The 22583-nt window shown below is 59.7% G+C and carries 17 protein-coding genes and 1 pseudogene; 8 read left to right on the top strand and 10 right to left on the bottom strand.

Features of this window, described 5'->3' with window-relative positions; genetic code table 11:
• Positions 1-335 precede the first annotated feature (335 nt).
• The 3 genes and pseudogenes from ABKF58_RS19755 (at position 336) to ABKF58_RS19745 (ending at position 3635) form a co-directional block, all read left to right on the top strand.
• Positions 336-1721 (top strand): HNH endonuclease, encoded by a 1386-nt coding sequence (locus tag ABKF58_RS19755; RefSeq protein WP_482582897.1) that lies wholly within the window; start codon positions 336-338, stop codon positions 1719-1721.
• A 26-nt stretch (positions 1722-1747) separates the two neighbouring features.
• Positions 1748-2200: pseudogene (locus tag ABKF58_RS19750) on the top strand (DUF7380 domain-containing protein); the annotation flags it as partial.
• 172 nt (positions 2201-2372) lie between these two features.
• Positions 2373-3635 (top strand): DUF4209 domain-containing protein, encoded by a 1263-nt coding sequence (locus ABKF58_RS19745; RefSeq protein ID WP_482582896.1) that lies wholly within the window; start codon positions 2373-2375, stop codon positions 3633-3635.
• A gap of 318 nt (positions 3636-3953) precedes the next feature.
• Here ABKF58_RS19745 and ABKF58_RS19740 read toward each other — a convergent pair whose 3' ends face one another.
• The 3 genes from ABKF58_RS19740 to ABKF58_RS19730 form a co-directional block, all read right to left on the bottom strand.
• Complete coding sequence (locus tag ABKF58_RS19740) at positions 3954-7166, bottom strand: hypothetical protein (protein ID WP_482582895.1); 3213 nt, start codon at positions 7164-7166, stop codon at positions 3954-3956.
• A 1009-nt stretch (positions 7167-8175) separates the two neighbouring features.
• Entirely contained in the window at positions 8176-8631 is a 456-nt protein-coding gene (locus ABKF58_RS19735; protein ID WP_008955167.1) for a single-stranded DNA-binding protein, read from the bottom strand.
• 90 nt (positions 8632-8721) lie between these two features.
• The gene (locus tag ABKF58_RS19730) at positions 8722-10080 is read right to left on the bottom strand and encodes an MFS transporter (RefSeq protein WP_482582894.1); all 1359 of its coding nucleotides are present in this window, start codon (positions 10078-10080) and stop codon (positions 8722-8724) included.
• 138 nt (positions 10081-10218) lie between these two features.
• On the opposite strand from ABKF58_RS19730, the gene uvrA reads away from it, so the two are divergent.
• Positions 10219-13062, top strand: a complete 2844-nt coding sequence (uvrA, locus tag ABKF58_RS19725; RefSeq protein ID WP_482582893.1) for an excinuclease ABC subunit UvrA — start codon at positions 10219-10221, stop codon at positions 13060-13062.
• A gap of 82 nt (positions 13063-13144) precedes the next feature.
• Positions 13145-13687 carry a VOC family protein gene (locus ABKF58_RS19720; protein WP_014086509.1) on the top strand — a complete coding sequence of 181 codons (543 nt, stop codon included), beginning with the start codon at positions 13145-13147 and terminating at the stop codon, positions 13685-13687.
• A gap of 83 nt (positions 13688-13770) precedes the next feature.
• Here ABKF58_RS19720 and ABKF58_RS19715 read toward each other — a convergent pair whose 3' ends face one another.
• Genes ABKF58_RS19715 through ABKF58_RS19705 form a run of 3 tightly spaced genes read right to left on the bottom strand, consistent with a single transcriptional unit; the run spans position 13771 to position 16581 of the window.
• The gene (locus ABKF58_RS19715) at positions 13771-14544 is read right to left on the bottom strand and encodes a transporter substrate-binding domain-containing protein (protein WP_482582892.1); all 774 of its coding nucleotides are present in this window, start codon (positions 14542-14544) and stop codon (positions 13771-13773) included.
• A 56-nt stretch (positions 14545-14600) separates the two neighbouring features.
• The gene (locus ABKF58_RS19710) at positions 14601-15416 is read right to left on the bottom strand and encodes a carbon-nitrogen hydrolase family protein (protein WP_482584408.1); all 816 of its coding nucleotides are present in this window, start codon (positions 15414-15416) and stop codon (positions 14601-14603) included.
• Positions 15417-15426: 10 nt separating this feature from the next.
• A complete protein-coding gene (locus ABKF58_RS19705; protein ID WP_482582891.1) occupies positions 15427-16581 on the bottom strand; it encodes a methionine aminotransferase in 1155 nt (384 codons plus the stop codon).
• A gap of 128 nt (positions 16582-16709) precedes the next feature.
• Here ABKF58_RS19705 and ABKF58_RS19700 point away from each other — a divergent pair, with 128 nt between their 5' ends.
• On the top strand, positions 16710-17651 hold the full coding sequence (locus ABKF58_RS19700) for a LysR substrate-binding domain-containing protein (protein ID WP_482582890.1): 942 nt from the start codon (positions 16710-16712) through the stop codon (positions 17649-17651).
• Between the two features lie 233 nt (positions 17652-17884).
• On the opposite strand, the gene mnmA is transcribed toward ABKF58_RS19700, so the two are convergent.
• The 3 genes from mnmA to ABKF58_RS19685 all read right to left on the bottom strand — a co-directional run bounded on the left by mnmA (position 17885) and on the right by ABKF58_RS19685 (position 19951).
• Complete coding sequence (gene mnmA, locus ABKF58_RS19695; protein ID WP_482584407.1) at positions 17885-18931, bottom strand: tRNA 2-thiouridine(34) synthase MnmA; 1047 nt, start codon at positions 18929-18931, stop codon at positions 17885-17887.
• A 26-nt stretch (positions 18932-18957) separates the two neighbouring features.
• Positions 18958-19362 (bottom strand): hypothetical protein, encoded by a 405-nt coding sequence (locus tag ABKF58_RS19690; protein WP_482582889.1) that lies wholly within the window; start codon positions 19360-19362, stop codon positions 18958-18960.
• A gap of 124 nt (positions 19363-19486) precedes the next feature.
• On the bottom strand, positions 19487-19951 hold the full coding sequence (locus ABKF58_RS19685) for an NUDIX hydrolase (protein WP_482582888.1): 465 nt from the start codon (positions 19949-19951) through the stop codon (positions 19487-19489).
• Between the two features lie 23 nt (positions 19952-19974).
• Between ABKF58_RS19685 and ABKF58_RS19680 the strand changes: the two genes are divergently transcribed.
• On the top strand, positions 19975-20241 hold the full coding sequence (locus ABKF58_RS19680) for a bacterioferritin-associated ferredoxin (RefSeq protein ID WP_008955156.1): 267 nt from the start codon (positions 19975-19977) through the stop codon (positions 20239-20241).
• Positions 20242-20345: 104 nt separating this feature from the next.
• Positions 20346-20816 carry a bacterioferritin gene (gene bfr, locus ABKF58_RS19675; RefSeq protein ID WP_008955155.1) on the top strand — a complete coding sequence of 157 codons (471 nt, stop codon included), beginning with the start codon at positions 20346-20348 and terminating at the stop codon, positions 20814-20816.
• Between the two features lie 59 nt (positions 20817-20875).
• Here bfr and ABKF58_RS19670 read toward each other — a convergent pair whose 3' ends face one another.
• The gene (locus tag ABKF58_RS19670) at positions 20876-22465 is read right to left on the bottom strand and encodes a YdgA family protein (RefSeq protein WP_482582887.1); all 1590 of its coding nucleotides are present in this window, start codon (positions 22463-22465) and stop codon (positions 20876-20878) included.
• Positions 22466-22583 lie beyond the last annotated feature (118 nt).

The raw sequence follows: 22583 nt of genomic DNA, 5'->3' as shown, positions 1-22583 counted from the left end.
CAGCTGCTAGTGTTGTATTCATTCCAATCGCACTTCATTGGACTAGCCATAGAGTATGGTTGGGCACTGCGCTACGTAAGGCGTAAGAACTTCAAGTTCACGCTACAGGACAACAACCCTCCTTCTTCTATCTACCATTCCGAGGCCTTGCGTATTACATGCAGAACTCGGGTAAATGTATATGGCATAGTTGATTTTTTCAGTAGTCATGCTTTTGATTGTTACTGACCTTTTGCCCAGAAAAGTAGAAAATTCAAACAATCACTAGCCAGTCATTCTGGACGTTTGGTCTGCAATATTAAGCAGTGTCGGCTAGTAAATTTATGGAGTAGAAAATGTCGTTAGAAACACCAAAGTGCTATTTGTGCGATAAGCCTTTTGATGAGGATAAGGTCGAGCGTCACGGTGAACATGTTTTCCAGAATTCCATCGGTGGAAAATTAATTCCTGAAGAAATATTATGCAAGGCTTGCGGTGGAAAGCTGGGAAAGTCTGTTGATACGAGCTTCGCGCACGCAATATCTGGCATCTCAATATTGTTTGATACCCCTCGTGACCGAGGATATACATCTAGGACTAGCGCCAAAATTGTTGTCAAGGAAGAAAAGTATTCCAAGCTTGGGACAGAGAAATTTCAATTAAATAGTGATTTTTCTGTAACGTCGACAAAGCCAATTTACATAAAAAATGAGCACGACATGACGGCGACGATATTCGCCGCTACTCCACAGCAGGCAGAACACTATGCAAAATCGTCAATCATATTGTCACTTGAATCACAAGGGTATGAAATTTTCACCGAGACAAACATAGCAAATTATGCTCAAAAGATAATTTTATCAGCAGAAATAGATGCGATAGCCATGCTGCGTGGGGTACTAAAGATTGCAATTGGCTTTGCCTGCCTGCATGGAGTAAAGCGTGCTGATATTGACCATCTATTTGTTGGTGGTGAGGATATAATTGGCGCGGAATCTGAGTTGAGGTCCGTTGTTTTTCCATACTATCCAACAACAGATGAGGAGAAACTTTTTGAAACTGAGAAAAATCGTCACGAGGATTGGTTTCCGAATCATCAGATTTATATTTTTAACAATGGAGAAAATTTATTTTGCTTCGTTGAACTATTTGGGACTGTGCAGAAGTATGTGTATCTTAGCAAGCATTACACCGGTCCGGAGATAAGGCAGAAATATCTACAAAAAGCTGAAAAATGGGAATTTAATGAAAAAGATTTCATTGCGCGGACTGCAAGTGACCTCGATATACTGGCAAAGACATTTGATGTCCGAACTGACGGCAGACAATGGGAAGAAATTCAGGAGAAAGTCCTTCATGCCGCGGAAACAAGAGAATATTCGTTAGAGCCAGATGACCAGATTGAGAAGGTTAAACATTTGATGGGTTCGGTGGCTCTTTTTTCCTTGCTTGGCAAAAGAAACAAGTATGCCGTGGTTGATGATTTATTGGAGAAAGCCAACAAGGCCAAAGATTTGCTGGAGATGGCATGGCTCGACAGCCTGGAGGCTGACCCACTCGTTGCTATGCGGATAGTTCATGATGATTTTAGTGGCTTCAGAATTGGTACATCCGAGCACTTTTGTCCAGATGAAACGAAGAATGTTTCCGCGGATGACGTGAAAAAATACACGGCATACAAATTCTATGATTTACTTTGCTATTGCGAGAAAGAAGATTTTTTGTATTACGAATTGTCGTAGCACCCACCAATAGAAAGCCAAAACGCATGCAGCTTGACTGGCGACTCATCAATGGCGACACCCTGACATCAATCAACTTGGATGGTCTGCTCCAGAACGTCGAGCGGTTTGACTGCAACACGTACCTGAATAAAGTTTCACAGCAACAGTCTGAGGTGCGCTGGAATGCGGAGCAGCTCGAATGCTTGCGCTTCGTCGGTGCTGTGCTGACGATGAGGCTCTGCGCTGACCTGCCGACGGACCCCTTTGGGCCCATGTTTGTGATGGATGGGCAGCGCGGCCCCATTCCTGCCGACTTTCCTAAGGAGGAAGTCCGGGAGCTGCAGGCATGGGCAATGTCGCTGAGTGACCCGGAGCTTCGTGCTCGGTTCCTGGACATGCTGTGGATTCAGGCGCGTTCGTTTCCAGCGGCCCAAGGGGCGGTGGAGGCTTACCTTGCATCGGCACTGAGGTTGGAGCATCCGGAAGAGTGGAATTCGTGCCATAAGCGCTTGGAGCGGGCGTTGCGCCTCTCTGCGGGGCTCGGCAAAGGCGGGGCAGACCTGCGGCTGCGGGTGTTGGGTGAGATAGAGGCCATGTTGCAACGGCATCGTGGCACCGACCCTCTCTATCTAACCCTTCGGCTCACCCGGTTGCTGCTGGAGTTCAAGCATGGCGATGCCAGTGCAATTTGCCGAATTCGCCAAAGTGGCAGCAGCGGCAGCAGAGGAGGCACAAGACTTTTGGAGAGCGAAGGACTACTACCAGCTCGCTGCCGAATGTCATCGCGCTGCGGGCGACGCAGATGGCGAGGGGGCCGCGCTGCGCCGTTCGGCCGAAAGCTTGGTCAAAGAGGCCGAACTGGCGCACAAACAGCCTGGGCGCGGGGCGATGGTCGCGGCCTCAGTCTTGTCAGATGCGGTCGAGGCGATGCGCCAGGCACCAGGTGGACGGGAGCGCGCGGCTGAACTGCATGAGCGGCTGTTGACCCTGCAGCAAGAGTCGGTGACCGAATTGAAGCCAGTTTCGACCAGTATCGACGCCACCGAGTTGGTTCAGCGCGCACTGGCTGCTGTTCGAGACAAGCCAATCAACGAGGCCGTGTACGCACTGTGCACTATGGCAAATCCGCCGTCGGTGGCGAAGCTCAAACACGAAGTCCACGAGCAGGCGCGTGTCGCGGTATTAGGCAGCCTCTTCTCCAGCGAGGTGCTGAATTCGCGTGGTCGTGTCGTTGCACAGGCCCCCGGTCTGGAGGCCGGGGCGGATGACCCTAAGTACGAAGGCCTTCGTTGGCGCATGTTCCGCCATGCGCGCCTGGGGAGAAGTCTAACCGTGCAGGCGATGCTCAACCCTGCCAGGATGGAAATTCTTGTCGCTTATGGTCCGGACCGGCGGGACCTCGCAAGTTTGATTCAGCACAGCCCATGGATTCCGCCGGGTCACATTGAAAGCGTGCTTCGAGCTCTGGTGGCGGGTTTCCAAGGAGACATGCTTGTTGCCGGGCATCTGGTTCCCCCGCAACTTGAGGCGCTGGTGCGCCATGTCGTCGAATCACGCGGTGGTGCTACCTCCATGCTGGAGCCTGGCGGTGTGCAGCCAGAGCGACCACTGGGCGTGCTGCTAGAGACCCCTGAAGCGCTCCAAGCCTTCGGCGAGGATGGTGTCTTCGAGTTACAGGACCTGCTCATCGACCCTCTGGGCACCAATCTCCGAAACGAAGTGGCGCACGGACTGCTCGACGACTCTGGGCTGTTCGGAGCCGATGTCTTGTACGCGTGGTGGCTACTACTGCGGTACTGCGTGCAGACTTCCAAGCTAGTGGAGCGGAGGCTGGCAACATCGGCATTCCCCAGCGCTGCTGACGCATCCGATACGCAGAAAGTTCAGGATGACTCTGTAGCAGGAAATAGCGAAGACTACGCGCCAGATTGAATCAATAACCGCTTGACTGGGATTTTCGGCGCAACCTGGACACGGGAAGCGACCAGAACCGGCGGCACGAGGAGCGACGCAGGCTGATAGCTCACTCTGTTAAAGCCGCCTTCGATGCAATGTTGCAAAAGTCCGCTGAGGGCCGTCTTCTGCCGTCGGAGGGCGGCCGCATCCGGCCAAGAGCTGCCCGTGACGATAATGCTCCAAAGTGGCCGTTATTCGCTTTTGGAGCAGCCTCTTGCGTCATATTTGGTGTACAAATTTTTGCATCGATTGACCCCAGAAAGAATGCTCCAAGGGGTGAGGTTTCGTGCGTGGTTACGCCATCGCAGCTGCGGCTCGTTGAACAGGCTGCCCTATCTCCAATGCCAAGAAAACGACAACGACTTTGCGGGAGTCAATCTCGTAGTAAGCCTTGAAGCCCACTGGCATGGAATCATCATTATCCAGTTCTTCGTTGCGAACGTGGATGAAACCCTCGGGGGGATTGGTGCATGCGGTTCGCAGATGAGCAAGGATTGCCGCACAGTTCGACCGACGGGCATACGTAATGTGAAAGAAGAACCGGCAAGTGTCATACCCTAGTAGCTTGGTGAAGTGTGAGTTGAGATTGCCCGTTTCAACGTAATCAGTGATGAGTGCCTCGAGCACGGCAAGTGTTGCTGTGCCCTTGCTGATGACTATGTCTCGCTCGCCGACGCCACCTGTTTGGGAAAATCCGCCGCGAGGCTGGTCTTCTACTGCCCATTGAGTCAGCAAGAGCCGCGAGCGTAAGACTTGCTTCAAGACTCCTGAGATGTCGTCCTCATAACGAACCATGCCGAGCTCTCTCATCATCGGCGCTACGGCAACGATGCTGGCGCATGCCCCGCGTACTTCCTCAAGCAAGTAAAGCTCAAGGCTACCTCGTGACTGAAGGACTTGGGCTTGTTCAGCAGCCCCCAATCTCGAGAAGGTGTCAAACGCGTGACGAATTCCGGGTACAGGGTCATCATCCAGCAACATGTTTGGCGCTGTAGCGTATGGCCGGTGGGTGTCAATATTCGCCCGGATAGCCGAGAGAAAGTCTGAGCGTCCAAAAGCGCTCTCAGCTTGAGCGAGCACAACCAAGGCTTCTCTCTTGCGGTCCAGTCGCGCCATTGCAAGCGCCCGAAATCCCTCAATACTTGCATCATGGTTTGCATCAGTCAGGTCCATCAAAACCTGAAGGCTTTCCCTAGGTTGACCAACAGCCAGTAGCAACATCGCGCGGTTGATGTCCAGAGCCTTCAGGTCTGCCGGAGAGTGCTGAATTAGCGGCCGAATTTCTTGCTGAGCTTCGGCAAGGTAACGCTTTGCCTGCGTAAGTGCTTCTCCCGATAGTAGAGCGAAGCTGTCACCACTAAGTAGACGGCTCACTCGGCAAGCAAAAAGATTTATAGGGTAGGATGTGACACCATGGTTCCGTTGGGTTAAGTCTAAGAACATAGCTTCGGCCGCCGCTGGATTACCATCCGGCTTCTTCAGCTCAGCAATGCCTCGGTAGAACAGCAGCAAATCACCACTCTCGCGCCGAATGGCTTCACTCAGGTTTTCTGGCAGGCTGTAAGAGGCAATGGCGGACCAGTACTGACGCAGAAGCAACATACGAAGGTTTGCTCGAAGCGTTGAGATTTCGCGGCCCGGCACCGGCCCCCAAGTGCAGGCTTCGCGCTCTGCTGCGATATACACCTCAGCAATTTCAGGCAGTTCCGCATTCAGAAGCGCGTCAACTCGGGCTTGCAACGCCGGCCAATTCCACACTTCGGGAGCGTTTTCAGGCGTCAAGCTTTGCAGGTACGTCTTGATTTGCTCGTGAACAGCTACGGGTGTATTTGCAATGATGCCGGCTAGAACAATGGGCTCATCAATTTGGCAAAGCTGAGTCACAAGCCTTTGGAGCGAATTCCCCTGCAGCCGTCGAAGCGCCCCCGCCAAATCCAGCGCGATTGGCTGTTCCTCTCCCCATGTGAATCCGAAACCTGGTCCTGGAACAAATGCATCGACCCTACCACGCTGCTGTTGGTCCGTTGCTCCAGCGTGTACGGTATTCGACAGTGCCTCGACGAGTTCATTCGGCACTTCGGTTGGCCACCCCGCCATAGCCCGGGACAGCAGCCGAAGATGTAGGAGGATGCGCCGGGCCAACAAGTCGCGGAATGAATACTGCTCATCTGGGGATGGTGGTGCAGACCGTAGCCAGGCCCGCACATCGATAGCACCCAAGAAGCGGTTGCGAAGGCTCTCCTCACATCTTAAGGCAAGGTATACAAACGACTGGGCAGCATTCAGCTCGAACTGTCTAGGCCCCACACGTTCGCCCTGAGGAAGCAATACGTCCAAGTACAACGAGACAATCTCAGAGGGGTCAATGCGGTCAGTTCCCCCACCCTCAGAAACAAAATCGAGGGCGGCACAAAAGCCGGTCATTTTGTCGGTGCCGGCTGAAGCAGATGCAACTAGAGCGGCAAAAACTGCGTCTTGGGTGCTTATATCCGTCGCTGTTAGCTCCTGCCGCAGCAATGACAACATGGCATAACGCCTAGATGACTTACGAGGATTCGACGCCTGTTCGTAGATGTACCGATATAGTGCCGCCAACTCGCTTGCGGGCAAAAGGCCTGCATCAAGGTGTCCACCCAACAACGCGATAGCATCCTCGAACGCAAGCATTTCTGTGGAGTGATTTGCTTGAGCTTGGAAATCCCGATTCCATCCCCCAGTGTTGTACTCCCAGCTTGCGATGAGGCTGCATGCCAATGTGCAGGTTGCTGGAGCCATTAGCATGTCGGCAAGTAGAGCAGGTGCTTGCTTGACTCTCAATACGAGCTGTTGAAGTAGGACTGGTCGCTCAACAACAATCTCCATCAGCCGGGAAGCCAGATGTCGTGGGTCGAAAGTGGCATCCTGAATTTCATTTAGGAGCACGCTCAGTATACTTGAGCCTCTAGTCTCCATGTATTCATAGGAGGTTTGCTCAGCGAGTCCTCGCGCCAGCCATTGAATGCGTTCAACCGTCGTCGCAGGCACTGAGGAAACGACGCTTTCTGAGTCCCCAACTCGATGCGGATAGAGCAGAATCATGGGGGCTCGTGCTGCCTCTCGAAACGCCTCCCATCCGGGTGTGGTTGAGGCTACCCTGAGTACGGTCAAGGCAACCTCAACAAACTCCTCGAAAGAAGGTGATTCAAGATAACTGCTCATTGGGAATGATGGGCAATTCAGTAGTTCCCATCTATCTATCCATCGGCTCAGGCGTTGCTCGGTGTCATCTACCGCGTCATCACCGGCAACCGTCAACTGAGTATCCCAGAGTCTTGCGGCTATCCACGGTCGTGAAATACATGCAACGTCACCTGGCCGATATTGTTCAGTGACGATACCCTCGGCGATGGCCTGAAGTTCGCCGCCGGGGCTAAACCCATCCCGCAGTGTAAATACATCTCTGCAACGCTCTTCAACTAACAGCTTGAATGCAGTACCGGCAGCTTGTGGCTGGCGATAACTGGCCATCCCTAGGTCTCGGGGCACTGAGAGTCGTCCCCACGCTAGGCGAATCCATCCGCGCGCAACCAGCTCGTCAAATGACGGCGGTGGATAAAGTCCATCCATGCAAGGTGAATCTGCAATGATTTGAACGGAAACTGTTACTGGCGAAGGCGGACTGTTGGAGGCTGGTGCCCCGGTGGTGTTATCTTCGGAGGGAGCGAGCTCATTCCCTTCAATAGCGCCAAGCGCTAACACAGCTACTTCTGTTGGAGGCTCCGCCCAGGACAAGGCCTGTCTTTGCGCTGCTTGCTCGTATAGGGTTCGAGCTCGGGAGATGTCGTCACCGGACAAAAACTCTAAATTCAAAAGGAGGTCAACGAACTCCTTGTCCGACACGGAAGGGCGTACCGCCAAGACCAAGCCACCTCTCGGCGTTGAGTGTGTGGGCAAAAATCGCGCTAGCCGCTCTCGCAGCATTCTGCGTGTTTCTCCCGGCACTTGAGTGCTCTCGATTCGCCTCATATTCCTTCCTATGTGATTTTTTAGATTGTCACACACAGAATATTTAATGACTGGTCATTTTTTGTTAAGAAGGCCTACTTCAGGTAACGCAGCAGAACTACCTATCAATCCGCGGTACGTCAGGAAGTGAACGTTAGTGTGGAGCGTCCGTTTTTCTAGGGGCAAGAGACCGCTTGGGTCGTCTTCTGCCGTTGGGTGGCAGGCGGCAGTCGGCCAGAAGCCGGTCAAGAGCGACTGCTTCTGAGCAGGTACCGTTGCCGGGAATTGTGTCAGTTCCGGCCGTCAGATTCTGGCGCTTCCCACACTTGGGGTAGACCAACGCTCTTCACTCTGGAGCTAGATTCGCTTCGCGACGAAACTTGTCATTTACCCACCATTCTGCCTAGTAGTAGTTGAGTAACCTTGCTACTAGACTGCAAAAGCGAGGTGTGGGTAATGAAAAGTAATAAAAAAGGCCCGCGTCCTCTAGGAACGTGAGCCTTCAATCAACAAAAAAGCAACGAAGTAGGTTTTAGAATGGGATGTCGTCGTCCATGAAATCATCGGCCTTGCTGGCCGGTTTCGGCTCCATGCGGCGCGGTGCGGCCGGCGGAGCGGACGGGGCGCTCTGGCGCGGCGCCGGGGCGCCGTAGCCGCTGTCGTCGTCCATGGCGGCGTCGCGCTTGCCGCCTTGAAGGCTGAGTTCGTTCACGCGCACGTCCGGCGACAGCTTCTTGTTGCCGTCGCGGTCTTCCCATTCGCGCAGGGTGAGCTGGCCGTAAACGGTCACCTGCTGACCCTTGCTCAGGTAGTTTTTCAGCGATTCGCCACGCTTGCCCCACACCTGGCAGCTGAACCAGTTGGTGGTGCGGCGTTCGCCAAAGCCGATGTCGCTGGCCACGCGGAAGCTCAGCACCGGTTCGCCGCTGGGGGTGTAACGCAGTTCGGCGTCTGCCGCCAGGCGGCCGTCGAAAGTGATGCTGTTCATGTCATTCTCCGATTCAATGCAATGGATGGCGCTGAGCGCCGGCGTTGGACCGATGGTGTTTGCCTCGGTGTGCCGGGCCAGTCCGCCCCATCAGTTGGTTTCCAAAATCAATTGCTGGACAGCGGCCTCGTCCCAGTCCTGCTGCGATACCTTGAGGTAGGCGACGCGCTCGTCGACGACCACCACCGCTTCCTTGACGCCGCGCTGTGCCGCTAGCCGCTGCGACAGCTGGGTGGCGTTGCCCTGCCAGTTTTCGCCGATGTGGAACATGACCGATTTCACGGCTTGCGGCGGCTGCATGGTGATGGCCAGCGTGAGCCAGGCCAGCATCAGCGCGGCGGCGAAGCCGAACGCACCGCCCGTGCCGTAGTGGCTGTACAGCCAGCCGCCGGCAGCGGCACCGATGAAGAGGCCGAACGATTGGGCGGTATTATACACACCCATGGCCGTGCCCTTGGAGTCGGCAGGCGCGATCTTGGAAATCAGCGACGGCAGGCTCGCCTCCAGAATATTGAAGGCGATGAAGTAGAGCGTCAGCCACAGCACGATCATCCAGAACGAATCGAGCGCCAGCGCCATGCCGAGCTGTGCAGCGGTCATCAGCGTCACCGCACCGACGAAGACCGTCTTCAGCTTGCCCTTTTTCTCGCCGTAGATGATCGCCGGCACCATCAGGAGGAAGCCGACGATCACCACCGGCAGATACACCTGCCAGTGGTGGGCTTTGTCGAGGCCGTGCTTGATCAGGGTAAAGGGAAGCACGACGAACATCGACATCTGCGCCGCATGCAGCGCGAAGATGCCGAAGTTCAGGCGCAGCAACTGCGGGTGCTTAAGCACGGCCGGCAGGCGTTGGGTGTTGGTTTCTGCATCGGAATGGAAGCGCGACACGGCCGGATCGGGAATCAGGTATTTCACCCCGACCAGCGCGGCCAGCGTCAGCACGCCGGTCAGCGTGAAGATGCCGTCGACGCCCATGTAGTGAGCCATGAGCGGGCCGAGCACGAGGCTGGCCGCGAAGGTGGTGCCGATGCTCATGCCGATCATCGCCATCGCCTTGGTGCGGTTTTCCTCGCGCGTGAGGTCGGCCAGCAGCGCGGTGACGGCGGCCGAGATGGCTCCGGCACCCTGCACCACGCGGCCGATCGTGAGCCAGGTGATGTTCGGTGCCCAGGCCGCGATGAAGCTGCCGGCGGCGAAGACCAGCAGGCCGCCGTAGATGACCTTCTTGCGGCCGATGCGGTCGGACAGCATGCCCAGCGGAAGTTGCAGGAAGGCCTGAGTCAGGCCGTAGGCGCCGAGGGCGATACCGATGGCGGTATGGCTGTGGGCGCCCGGCAGCGTCTGGGCGTAGAGTGCGAACACCGGCAGGATCAGGAACATGCCCAGCATGCGCAGGGCGTACACGCCGGCCAGACCGAGGCTGGCACGAAGTTCAAGCGGATTCATCAGTGTTGTTATGTGTCGGCTAGAGGTGAAAACGGAGGCGGACTCCCGCCCCGTCATGATCCGGGCTGCGATGCGGGTGGAGCGTGGTACGCCAAGTCGGGTATATTAACAGGTTCCCCGACTGATCGTGAGTGAGGCATGGACTCCATCCGCATCCGTGGCGCACGTACCCACAACCTGAAAAACATCAATCTTGACCTGCCGCGCCATCAGTTGGTGGTGATCACCGGCCTGTCCGGCTCCGGCAAGTCCTCGCTGGCCTTCGATACCCTGTACGCGGAAGGGCAGCGGCGCTACGTGGAGTCGCTGTCGGCGTATGCGCGCCAGTTCCTGCAACTGATGGAGAAACCGGACGTCGATCTGATCGAGGGCCTGTCGCCGGCCATTTCCATCGAGCAGAAGGCCACCAGCCACAACCCGCGCTCGACGGTCGGCACCGTCACCGAAATCCACGATTACCTGCGCCTCTTGTTCGCCCGCGTCGGCGAGCCGCACTGCCCGGAGCACGGCGTGCCGCTGGCCTCGCAGACCGTGTCGCAAATGGTCGACCACGTGCTGGCGCTGCCGGAAGAGACGCGGGTGATGATCCTGGCGCCGGTGGTGATGGCGCGCAAGGGCGAGAACGCCGACCTGTTCGAGGAGCTGCGCGCGCAGGGTTTCGTGCGCGTGCGCGTCGACGGCGAGGTGGCGGAACTCGACGCCGTGCCCAAGCTCGACAAGAACAAGAAACACACCATCGAGGTGGTGATCGACCGCCTCAAGGTGCGCGCCGATCTGCAGCAAAGGTTGGCCGAAAGCTTTGAAACCGCGCTGCGCCACGCCGAAGGCCGTGCTATCGCGGTGGAGATGGATTCCGGCAAGGAGCATTGGTTCTCCGCCAAGTTCGCCTGCCCGGTGTGCAGCTACAGCCTGCCCGAGCTGGAGCCGCGGCTGTTCTCGTTCAACAACCCGATGGGCGCCTGCCCCAAGTGCGACGGCCTGGGCGAGATCACCTTCTTTGATCCCAAGCGCGTGGTGGCGCATCCGGAACTGAGCCTTGCTGCCGGGGCCATCAAGGGCTGGGACAAGCGCAACCAATTCTATTACCAGATGCTGCAGGCGCTGGCGGAACACTTCGGCTTCGATCTCGAGCTGCCGTTCGAAATCCTGCCGGAGCGGGTGCGCCACGTCATGCTGCACGGTTCCGGACGCGACAACATCGAGTTCACCTATCTGTCCGAACGCGGCGCCAAGTTCACCCGCAGTCATCCGTTCGAGGGCATCATCCCCAACCTCGAGCGGCGCTACCGCGAAACCGACTCGGTGGCGGTGCGCGAGGAACTGTCCAAGTATCAGAATAACCAGCCCTGCCCGCACTGCGAAGGCTCGCGCCTGCGCCGCGAGGCGCGCTACGTCTACGTGGCGGGGCAGACCCTGTACGGCATCAACCAGATGGCATTGAAGGACGCCGCGCGCTTCTTCGAACAGGTGGAATTCAGCGGCCAGAAACAGGCGGTAGCGGAGAAGATCATCAAGGAGATCCGCGACCGCGTGTCCTTCCTCAACAACGTCGGCCTCGATTACCTGTGCCTGGCGCGCTCGGCCGACACCCTGTCCGGCGGCGAGGCCCAGCGCATCCGTCTGGCGAGTCAGATCGGCTCCGGCCTGACCGGCGTGATGTACGTGCTGGACGAGCCCAGTATCGGCCTGCACCAGCGTGACAACGACCGCCTGCTGGCGACGCTGGTGCGGCTGCGCGACCTGGGCAACAGCGTGATCGTGGTGGAGCACGACGAGGATGCCATCCGTGCCGCCGATTACGTGGTCGACATGGGGCCGGGTGCCGGCGAGCATGGCGGCGAGGTGCTGATCGCCGGCACCCCGAGCCAGATCGAAGACAGCGAACGCTCGGTCACCGGCGCCTTTCTGTCCGGCCGCCGCCGCATCGAGGTGGACAGCGAACGCCGTCCGGTCGACCCCGAGCGCCTGCTGGTGCTCTCCGGCGCCAGCGGCAACAACCTCAAGGACACCACGCTGGAACTGCCGCTGGGCATGCTGGTGTGCATCACCGGCGTGTCCGGCTCGGGCAAGTCCACGCTGATCAACGATACCCTGTACAAGATCGCGGCGCGCGAGCTCAACGGTGCCAGCGAGGAGCCGTCGCCATACCGCGAGATCACCGGTCTCAACCACCTGGACAAGGTGATCAGCGTCGACCAGGGGCCGATCGGGCGCACGCCGCGCTCCAACCCGGCCACCTACACCGGGCTGTTCACCCCGATCCGCGAGCTGTTCTCCGGCGTGCCGCTGGCGCGCGAGCGCGGCTACGGCCCGGGACGCTTCAGCTTCAACGTCAAGGGCGGGCGCTGCGAGGCCTGTCAGGGCGACGGCGTGATCAAGGTCGAGATGCACTTCCTGCCGGACATCTACGTGCCGTGCGACGTCTGCCACGGCAAGCGCTACAACCGCGAGACGCTGGAGGTGAAGTACAAGGGCCAGACCATCCACGAAGTGCTGGACATGACGGTGGAGCACGCGCTGGAGTTCTTCGGCGCGGTGCCGACGGTGGCGCGCAAGCTGCAGACCCTGATGGACGTCGGTTTGGGCTACATCCGCCTGGGGCAGTCGGCCACCACGTTGTCCGGCGGCGAGGCGCAGCGCGTCAAGCTGGCGCTGGAACTCTCCAAGCGTGACACAGGCCGCACCCTGTACATCCTCGACGAGCCCACCACCGGCCTGCATTTCCACGATATCGACCTGCTCTTGAAGGTGCTGCACCGCCTGCGCGGCAACGGCAACACCGTGGTGGTGATCGAGCATAATCTCGACGTCATCAAAACCGCGGACTGGTTGATCGACCTCGGGCCGGAGGGCGGAGCCGGCGGCGGCCAGATCATCGCTACCGGCACGCCGGAGCAGGTGGCGGGCAATCCGGTGAGCCATACCGGCCGTTATCTGGCCTCCTTGCTGGAGCGCGACAAGATTTCACAGGCGATAGGCTGACAACGGGATGGTTTCCGATATACTTCAGACAGGGGATTCAGGGAGGCTGAGTCACATAAAGTGACCCGATGGTGAGGATTGCATGTTAAATCTTGGAAAAATCGACCATATTCATGTCCGTGTCACGGACACTCCCACTGCGGTCGAGTGGTATCAGCGCGTGCTGGGTCTGACGCCAGACCCCCGCTATCGCCATATGCAGGAGGAACCGCATGGCGTCACCATGGTAGCCAACCCCAGTGCTAGCGTGCGATTGGCCCTGTGTGAGGACGCCGATTTCAGCGCAGCAGTCAGTGCCGTGGCTTTCGTGGTAAGCGGCCAGGAGTTCATGGAGTGGATCGACCAGCTCGCTGGCGAGCGTGTCACCAATCGCGAGGGGCAGACCATCGCTCGCGACTCGGTGTACGACCACCACTTCTTCTGCTCGTTGGCGTTCGTCGATCCGTTTGGCAATGCTTTCGAAGTGGTCAGTTACGACCACACCTGGCTGACCGGCAAGCTGAAGCTGACTGGCCGCAACAATCACAATGGTCAAAACGGTCATGCAATTAATGGCCATAATGGTCACAATATCCTTAATGGCCATAACGGCCATAATGGCCATGTCCCGACTGCCAGCGAGTAAGTTGGCCGAAGCTCGACAAAAAACCCGCGCTCAAGCGGGTTTTTTGTTGCTCGCCAGGCCAGGTGGCCGCGTGTGGGATTGGCTCAATCGGCCAACAGGCCGTCGAGCTTATGTTTCACCAGCAGCTCGTGGTACACGCCTTTCTTCTTGACGGCGTCGATGGCGGTGTTGAAGCGGGCCTTGAGCGCTCCGTCCTGCTTGCGTAGCGCCACCGCCACGCCTTCGCCCAGCACCTTGTCCTGACGTCCGTCGAACACCGGGCCGACGAATTCGAAACCCTTGCCCGGTGCGGTTTCCAGGAAGCCTTTCTGCAACTGCACGGTGTTGCCGAAGGTGTAGTCGGCCCGGCCCGAGGTCAGCTCCATCATCGGGTCCTGGGCGTTGACATAGCGCTTGATGGTGGCGGACTTGCCGAACTGCTGGGTGACGAAGCGATCCTGCGGCGTGCCGGTCTGCACCGCGATGGTCTTGCCGCTGAGCGCGGCGGGCTGGATTTCGCCCTTGTGGCCCTTGGCCGTGACGAAGCGGTTCTGCATCAGGTAGTAGACCTTGCTGAAATCCACCGCCTTCCGCCGCTCGTCGGTGATGTTCATCGACGACATGATGGCATCGTATTTCTTCACCTGCAGCCCGGGAATCAAACCGTCCCACGGCTGGTTGACCACCTCGCACTGCACCTTCATTTCCTTGCACACGGCGTAGGCGAAATCCACCTCGAAGCCGGACACCTTGCCGTTGGCGTCGACGTATTCGAACGGCGGGTAGGTGGCGTCGGTGGCGATGCGCAGGGTTTCGGCGGAGTGCGCCGCCAGCGGGGCGGTCAGCGACAACAGGGCCAGCGTGATGAGCTTCTTCATGATGTTTCCTTCCTTTGTAGAGGGGATGCGGACCGTCTTGTTGTGTCTATTCCGGGTTAGTCCAGACGGCGGTGTTCCAAGGCCGGCAGGCGCCGGCGCAGCTCGGCCTGCCGATTCAGATCGAGGGTGGTGAGCGCGATGCCTTCCCCGTCGTCGTGGCGGGCCAGCACCGTGCCCCACGGGTCCACGATCAGGCTGTGGCCGAAGGTGCGTTTGCCGCCAGGGTGGACACCGCCCTGGCCGGCGCCGATGACGAAGGCCAGGTTGTCGACGGCGCGGGCGCGCAGCAGCAGCTCCCAGTGCGCCTCGCCGGTGGTGTGGGTGAAGGCGGCCGGGGCGCTGATCAGTGTCGGCGCCGGGCGCTGGCGGTACAGTTCGGGAAAGCGCAGATCGTAGCAGACCGACAGCCGCAGCGGCCCCCACGGCGTGTCGCCGTTGGCGACCTGCTCGCCGGCGCTCATGGTGGCCGCTTCGTCGTAGCGCTCGCTGCCGTTATCGAAGCCGAACAGGTGCATCTTGTCGTAGTGTGCCCGGCAGCGGCCGTCCGGGCCGAACAGCAGGCTGGAGTTGAACATCTTGCCCGGCTCCGGGCTCGCCAGTGGTAGCGTGCCGCCGACCAGCCACAGCCGGTGCCGTTCGGCCAACTGGGCCAGGTAGCGGTAAATCGGGCCGTCGCCCAGCGGGCGGGCCAGCGCCACTCGTTCGCGCTCGTCTTCCGGCATCAGGTAGAAATACTCCGGCAATACCACCAGGTCGGCGCCGGCGGCGGCCGCTTCGCCAACCAGTGCGCGGGCGCGTTCGAGGTTGGCCGAAAGATCGTCGCCGGACACCATCTGGATGGCAGCAGCGGTGAGCTGTTGTGCAGTGGACATCATCGGGCTCCTACAGGCGGCAGAGGCGCTCGGCCCCGGCTCGCAACGTGGCCTCGTCCTTGGCGAACGACAGGCGGATCAGGTGGTGATCGGTTCCGTCGCTATAGAACGCTGACACCGGAATGGTCGCCACCTGGTGCTCGCGGATCAGCGTCTGCACGAAATCACTGTCGGACTGCTCGCTGATGTTCTCGTAGCTCGCCAGCATGAAGAAACTGCCGGCCGACGGCAGCAGTGTCAGGCGTGAGCCGGCCAGGCAGTCGACCAGCAAGTCGCGCTTCTGCTGGTAGAAATCCGCCAGCTCGAGGTAATGCGACGGGGTCTGCATCAGGCGCGCCAGGCCGTACTGCATCGGCGTGTCGGCGGCGAACATGGCGAACTGGTGCACCTTGCGGATTTCCTCCATCAGGGCCGCCGGTGCCGGGCAGTAGCCGACGCGCCAGCCGGTGATGTGGAAGGTCTTGCCGAACGAGGCCACCACCACCGCGCGCTCGGCCAGCTCCGGGTGGCGGCTCATGCTGTGGTGCAGCGCGCCGTCGAATACCACGTGCTCGTAGACCTCGTCGGACAGCAGCACGATGTCGGTGCCGGCGGTGAGGCGCTTGAGCGCGGCGATGTCCTCGTCGCCCAGCACCGCCCCGCTCGGGTTGTGCGGGCTGTTGAGCAGGATCATGCGGGTGCGCGGGGTGATGCGCGCGGCGACCTCGTCCCAGGGGATGGCGAACGCCGGCGGCGCCAGCTTGATCGGCACCACGGTGGCGCCCTGCAGCTCGATCATCGGCGCGTAGCTGTCGAAGCAGGGCTCGAACACGATCACCTCGTCGCCGGGGTGGACCAGCGCGGTGATGCTGGCGAACAGCCCCTCGCTGGCGCTGGCGGTGATGGTGACTTCGCGTTCCGGGTCGTAGTGCCGGCCGTACAGCGTCGCCACCTTGCCGGCGACCGCTTCGCGCAGCGCGAACAGGCCGGCCATCGGCGAGTACTGGTTGTGGCCGTCGAGCATGGCGCGGTGGGTGTGCTCGATCAGCTCGGGCGAGCAGGGGAAGTTGGGTGCGCCTTGCGACAGGTTGATCGCCTGGTGTTTGGCGGCCAGCTGGCCGATCACAGTGAAGATGGTGGTGCCCACGTGCGGCAGCTTGGAGCGCGGCGTGATGGAGTCGGTCATGTTGTCCCCCGTTTGTTGTGTCGGAGCCATCAGGTGGCGTTCGTGCCCATTAAACGGGTGCCGGGGCTTGTGCGACAAACGAATTGTCGGCATGTTATGCATGAGTTTTTTTCGGGCATGAAGAGACCATGACACAGCGCCCATTACCCTTGTACGGCCTGCAGGTTTTCGAGGTCGCCGCCCGCCACATGAGCTTCACCCTGGCGGCGCACGAGCTGTGTCTGACCCAGGGTGCGGTGAGCAAGCAGGTGGCTCAGCTCGAACAGCAACTGGGCTACCCGCTGTTCCATCGCCAGGTGCGCCGGCTGGTGCTGACCAGCGAGGGCGAGGCCTTGCTGCCCTATGTGACGCGCGCGCTGGCGACGCTGGGCAAGGGGGTGGAAGCGGCGCGGCTGGCGCGCAACCACCTGCGCCTGAAGGCGCCATCGTGCATCTCGCGCTGGCTGCTGCGCGAGATCATGCTGTTCCGCAAGGATCATCCGGAGATCGAGGTCGAGGTCACCAGCGTTCACGAGCACGGCATCGACTTCGCCAAGGAAGCGTTCGATCTCGCCATCGTGTTCGGGCCGGTGCCGTCACGCCAGCCGCGGCAGACCCCCTTGTTCCGCGAGCAGCTGACGCCAGTCTGCTCCCCGGCGCTGCTGGAGTCCTTCGGCCAACCTTTGCACGAGCCGGAAGAGCTGGCGCGCTTCCCGCTGCTGCACCCGTCGCGCGATCGGCGCGACTGGTCGTTGTGGTTGAAGTCGGTCGGGGTCAAGGGCGTCAATCCCGGCAGCGGCCGGGTGTTCGACACCCTGGACCTGGCGACGAACGCCGCCCAGCAAGGCTTCGGCGTGTCGCTGGCGGATGTGGTGCTGGTGGAAGAGGAGTTGAAGCGCGGAACGGTCATCACGCCGTTCGCCCAGACCGTGTTCACCGGCAACGGCTATCTGCTGGCCTTGCCCGTGGCTCGGCGCACCGCCGAGGCGGCGCAGCTGCTGCACGACTGGCTGGCGGCACGCCATCCGATGTCGGACGAACCACATCTCGGCCCGGTGCCGGGCAAAACACCCGCGCAGGCCATGTCCTGAGCCACGAAAAGCAAACGGCCGCTGTGAGCGGCCGTCGTGTTGATAGCGGAGAGAGTGGGGCTCAGAACTGCTTCAGGATCTGTCGCGAGCGACGACCCTCAGCGGGGTGAAGAGCCGCAAAGAAACCGGAATGTACTGGAGTGCATGAGGATTTCCGATCTCTCAGCGACAGATTCGCACGCAGTGCGCATAAGCCCCGATCAGGGACGCACAGCAAGATCATGAGCCGGTTCTCAGCGGATGATGCCGCCGCCCAGACAGATATCACCGTCATACAGCACCGCCGACTGGCCCGGCGTCACCGCCCACTGCTTGTCGCGGAAGGTGAGGGTGGCCTCGCCGTCCACCACCGGCGACAGCGCACAGGCTGCATCAGCCATGCGGTAGCGGTTCTTGGCGGCGTAATCGCCGGCGGCCGGCGCCTCGTCCAGCGTCCACGACAGATCGCCCATCGCCAGCGTGCTCTTCAAGAGCAGCGGATGGTCGTGCCCCTGCACCACGATCAGCTTATTGGCAGGAATGTCCTTGCCGGCGACAAACCACGGCTCGCCGCTGCCGTCCTTGGCGCCGCCGATATTTAGCCCCTTGCGTTGCCCCAGCGTGTAGTACATCAGCCCCTCGTGCCGGCCCACGGTCTTGCCCTCCGGCGTCACCATGTCGCCCGGCTGGGTCGGCAGGTAGCGCTGCAGGAACTCGCGGAACGGCCGCTCGCCGATGAAGCAGATGCCGGTGCTATCCTTCTTGGCCGCCGTCGGTAGGCCGGCCTGTTCGGCCAGCTGGCGCACCTCGGTCTTGCGGATCTCGCCCAGCGGGAACATCGCCTTGGAAAGCTGCGCCTGGTTGAGGCGGTACAGGAAGTAGCTCTGGTCCTTGGTGTGGTCCACCGCCTTCAGCAGGTAGTGCTTGCCGTTGCGTTCTTCCTTGCGCGCATAGTGGCCGGTGGCGATGCAATCCGCCCCCAGTTCCATGGCGTAGTCGAGAAAGGCCTTGAACTTGATTTCGGCATTGCACAGCACGTCCGGGTTGGGGGTGCGGCCGGCCGAGTACTCCTTGAGGAAGTACGAGAACACGCGGTCCTTGTATTCCTTGGCGAAGTTGACCACTTCCATGTCGATGCCGACGATGTCGGCCACGCTCATCGCGTCCAGCGCATCCTGCTTGATCGAACAGTATTCGTCGTCGTTGTCGTCTTCCCAGTTCTGCATGAACACGCCGATCACCTCGTGGCCCTGCTGCTTCAGCAGCCACGCAGTGACCGACGAATCCACGCCGCCGGACATGCCGACGACAATGCGTTTCTTACCCGTCACGGGGAATATCCTTCTTTCCAAATGGCGAGGGGCACCACCTCCGGCGGTGCCCCAAAATCCTTGAACCAACTGTCCACGGCCCAATCCTCACCGCTGCCACTGTCGTGCAGCACGGCGGTGTAATGCAGGTCGAGGAAGCGCGGCGCGCGCCACACCGGCTTGCCGACGGTGTGAAACCGCAGCCATCCCTGCTCCTGCAGATAATTCAGGAAGGTGGTGACGTTGCGGCTGTGATCCACGCAATCCATGCGTCCATCGGCGGTACCGTCCGGGAAGTTGCCCCCCTTGTCCTGCCAGATGGGGGTGCTACGCCCTGCCATCAAGTACAACTCCCGCACCGCGGCTTTGACGGCGGCGCGCTCGGCCTCGGCCGTGGCGTCGTCGGACAGCAGACGGGCCAAGCGCTGCTTGTCATCGGCGCCGACCTCGAAGTGGGAATCACGTTTGCAGCCGTAATGGTAACAGAGGGGAGGGCGTCCGCATGGACGTTGCTGACGGTCAGCAGCCCAAGCCAGAGCCACCACTTCATGCCTTGTCCCGGTTGTTGAGGTGCTGGATCACCGCCAGCGGCAGGCGCTGGCCGGCCAGCCAGTCCTCCAGGCTCAGCGCCACCGCCGGGCTGCGATGCTGGCGGGTACGGGCACGGATTTCCGCCGCGGTGAGCCAGGGGGCGGCGACGATACCATCGTCCAGACGGCGCTCCGTCTCTTCGCGCAAGGCCCGGCCGCAGAAGGTGAAGCGCAGGTAGGTGATATCGCTGCCCGGCTTGTCGGCCAGGTAGATGCCCACCAGCGCTTCCGGCTCGAAATGCCACGCCGTTTCTTCCAGCACTTCGCGGCGTACTGCCTCGAACAGCGTTTCGCCATGTTCCAGATGACCGGCCGGCTGGTTCAGGCGCAGTCCTTCGGGGGTGTCTTCTTCCACCATCAGAAAGCGGCCTTCGCGCTCGATGACGGCGGCCACGGTGACATTCGGTTTCCAGATTCTCATGGGGTGGTCGGTTCCAGTTGACAATGGTTCTTGTTTATCCACATAATGATAATAATTCACATTTATATGTGCTGGGTGAAAACATGTACGTTTGTCTTTGTCATGGTGTGACCGACACGCAGATTCGCGACGCCGTCATGGACGGGGCAACCCGCCTGCGAGACGTCGCCCAGCAACTGGGCGTTGCGACCGACTGCGGCCGTTGTGCCTGCTGCGCCCACCAGTTGATCAAAGAAACGTTGACCGAGCTCACCGCCGAAGCCCATTCCCCCTTTCGCGAAGTCGCCTGAGCCGCGCTGCTTCCGGCGCAAACTGCACCGCAAGTCACACCACTCGGCCTTGCGCTGGTAAACCCGTGTGCAATAATTTCAAGATATGCGCACAGGAGCTTGTCATGCAAGGCGATAAAAAAGTCCTAAAATTCCTCAATCAAATCCTCAAGAACGAACTTACCGCCATCAACCAGTACTTCCTGCATGCCCGCATGTACAAGAACTGGGGTCTCAAGAAGCTCAACGAGCACGAGTATCACGAATCCATCGACGAGATGAAGCATGCCGACCGGCTGATCGAGCGCATCCTGTTCCTCGAGGGCCTGCCCAATCTGCAGGATCTGGGCAAGCTGTACATCGGTGAAAAGCCGCAGGAAATGCTCGAACTCGACCTCAAGCTGGAACTGGAGGCGCTGCCGCTGCTGCGCGAAGCCATCACCCATTGCGAGAGCGTCAGTGATTACGTCACCCGCGATCTGCTCGAAGACATCCTGGAAAGCGAAGAAGAGCACGTCGACTGGCTGGAAACCCAGTTGGGCCTGATCGAGAAAGTCGGCCTGCCGAATTATCTGCAGAGCCAGATGGAAGACTGAGCGGTCGCAGGACCGTAATGGAACAAGGGGGCCTAGGCCCCCTTGTCGGTTTGCGGCGATCAGCTGCCGCTGCTGGTACTGGCCGGTGTCGCGTCCGGGGCGTCGCTCTCCTCCCACGGCAGATCGACCTTCTTGTGATTGATGGTCATCACCCCGTGCTTGTATTCCAGATCGGTGGAAATCTGGCCGTTCTGCTGCTTCAGATAGCCCTGCTCGGTCCATTGCGCCAGCTGGCTGTCGAGCAGGCTGCGCGCCAGGTCGTCCACTTCCTTCAGGTTCGGCTGGTCCTCCGCCGAAGCGTCGACGGTGAACAGGTTGCGTGCCTGCGCCACCACCAGGTCTTCCAGGGTCTGGCGCGGCAGGTTGACGCTGGCCTCGGCCTCGAAGCGTTTGAGGAAGGTCAGCGGGTTTTGCAGGTCGGTCTTCTGGAAGCCGGTGAGCGTCAGGTTGCCCTTGAGCCGCGCTTCGCCGCTTGGCATGCGTAGCGAGAACTCGTTGACCACCAGGCGCGGGTTGTTTTCCAGCAGCGGCACGCCGTAAGTCTTGATGGCATTGACGTAACGCTGGCGCAGGATGGTCGGGTCGACCCCTTCGAACGGAATCTTGCCAATCTCCTGATCGAGCTTGAGCAGGGTCGGGCCATGCAGATGGTTGGCCGAAACATCCAGCTTCATCGGGCCGTAGTGCTTGTCGTTGAGATTGAAGCTGGCGAAGTCGAACTTGCCGCGCGTATTGACGAACTCGTCCTGCTCGCTGGTCACCATCTGGTAACGCAGGTCTTTCAGCCCCACGTTGGACGGGCGGAATTCGCCGGACGGGTTGATGAACTCACCGACGCGAATGCGCGTCAACACGTAGACCAGTTCGTTGAGCTTGAGGTTGTACGGAACGCTTTCCTTCCAGTTGAGCTGGACGTTGCCTACCGTCAGCTCACTGGTGCCAAGCTTGATGCCGCTGCTGCCCGGACGCACGTCGGACAGGTATTTGACTCCGTCGAAGGCCAACGAGCCCTTGGTCGACGCTTCGAGCAGGAACCCGGGCGAGAGAGCCTCGGTCTTGTATTCCTTGTAGCCAGAGGCGTAATCGACCTTGAGGTCGAAGCCCTTCCACTTGACCTTCACCCCGGACAGCGCTTCGTCGTAGTCGAATGAAGGGATGTTGACCTCCAGCAGGCCGCCGCCGCCGAAGCCCAGGCGGTTGGTGACGGTGATGGGCTCCTTGTCGCCAAAGAACCGCGACAGCGTCTTGCGGGTGGCGTCGCTCATGGCGAACTCGGTCGACACCAGGGCGCGTGCCGGGCGGAAGTCGAAGCTGCCGATGCCCGGCAGCGGGCCGTGCTTGACGTGATGGGTAAAGCGGATGGTCGAGCCGAGCAGGGGACGCAGGTTGTCCGGCAGCATGGCCTCGTACGGCCCCGACAGGCGGCGGTTGAAAGTGAGCTCGGTGGTCTCGGTGGACGAGAACCAGCCTCGTTCATAGCTGTGGGACTTCACCTTGAACAGAGGAAACTCCGCCAGCATGCGGTGTTGTTCGGCCAGCGTATCCTCGGCCTTGAGACCAGCCCAGTAGGCGGCCCCTCCGTACAGGACGAACAGGCCACCCAGTACCCCACCTGCAATGATCAGACGTTTTTTTTGCGGCACAAGCATCGGCTTCTGAAAGTGTAAAAAGACATCATATGTTACACCAGAGCGCTAGGGGAACACATCGGCGAAGAAAGAGTCTGACATGAGCGTAACTATTTATTACAATGGGACTTTATCCCTG

This window comes from Pseudogulbenkiania sp. AW2-16 (genome assembly GCF_056824575.1).
Note: the sequence above shows the minus strand (reverse complement) of the source record. Positions and strands in the feature narration are given on the sequence as shown.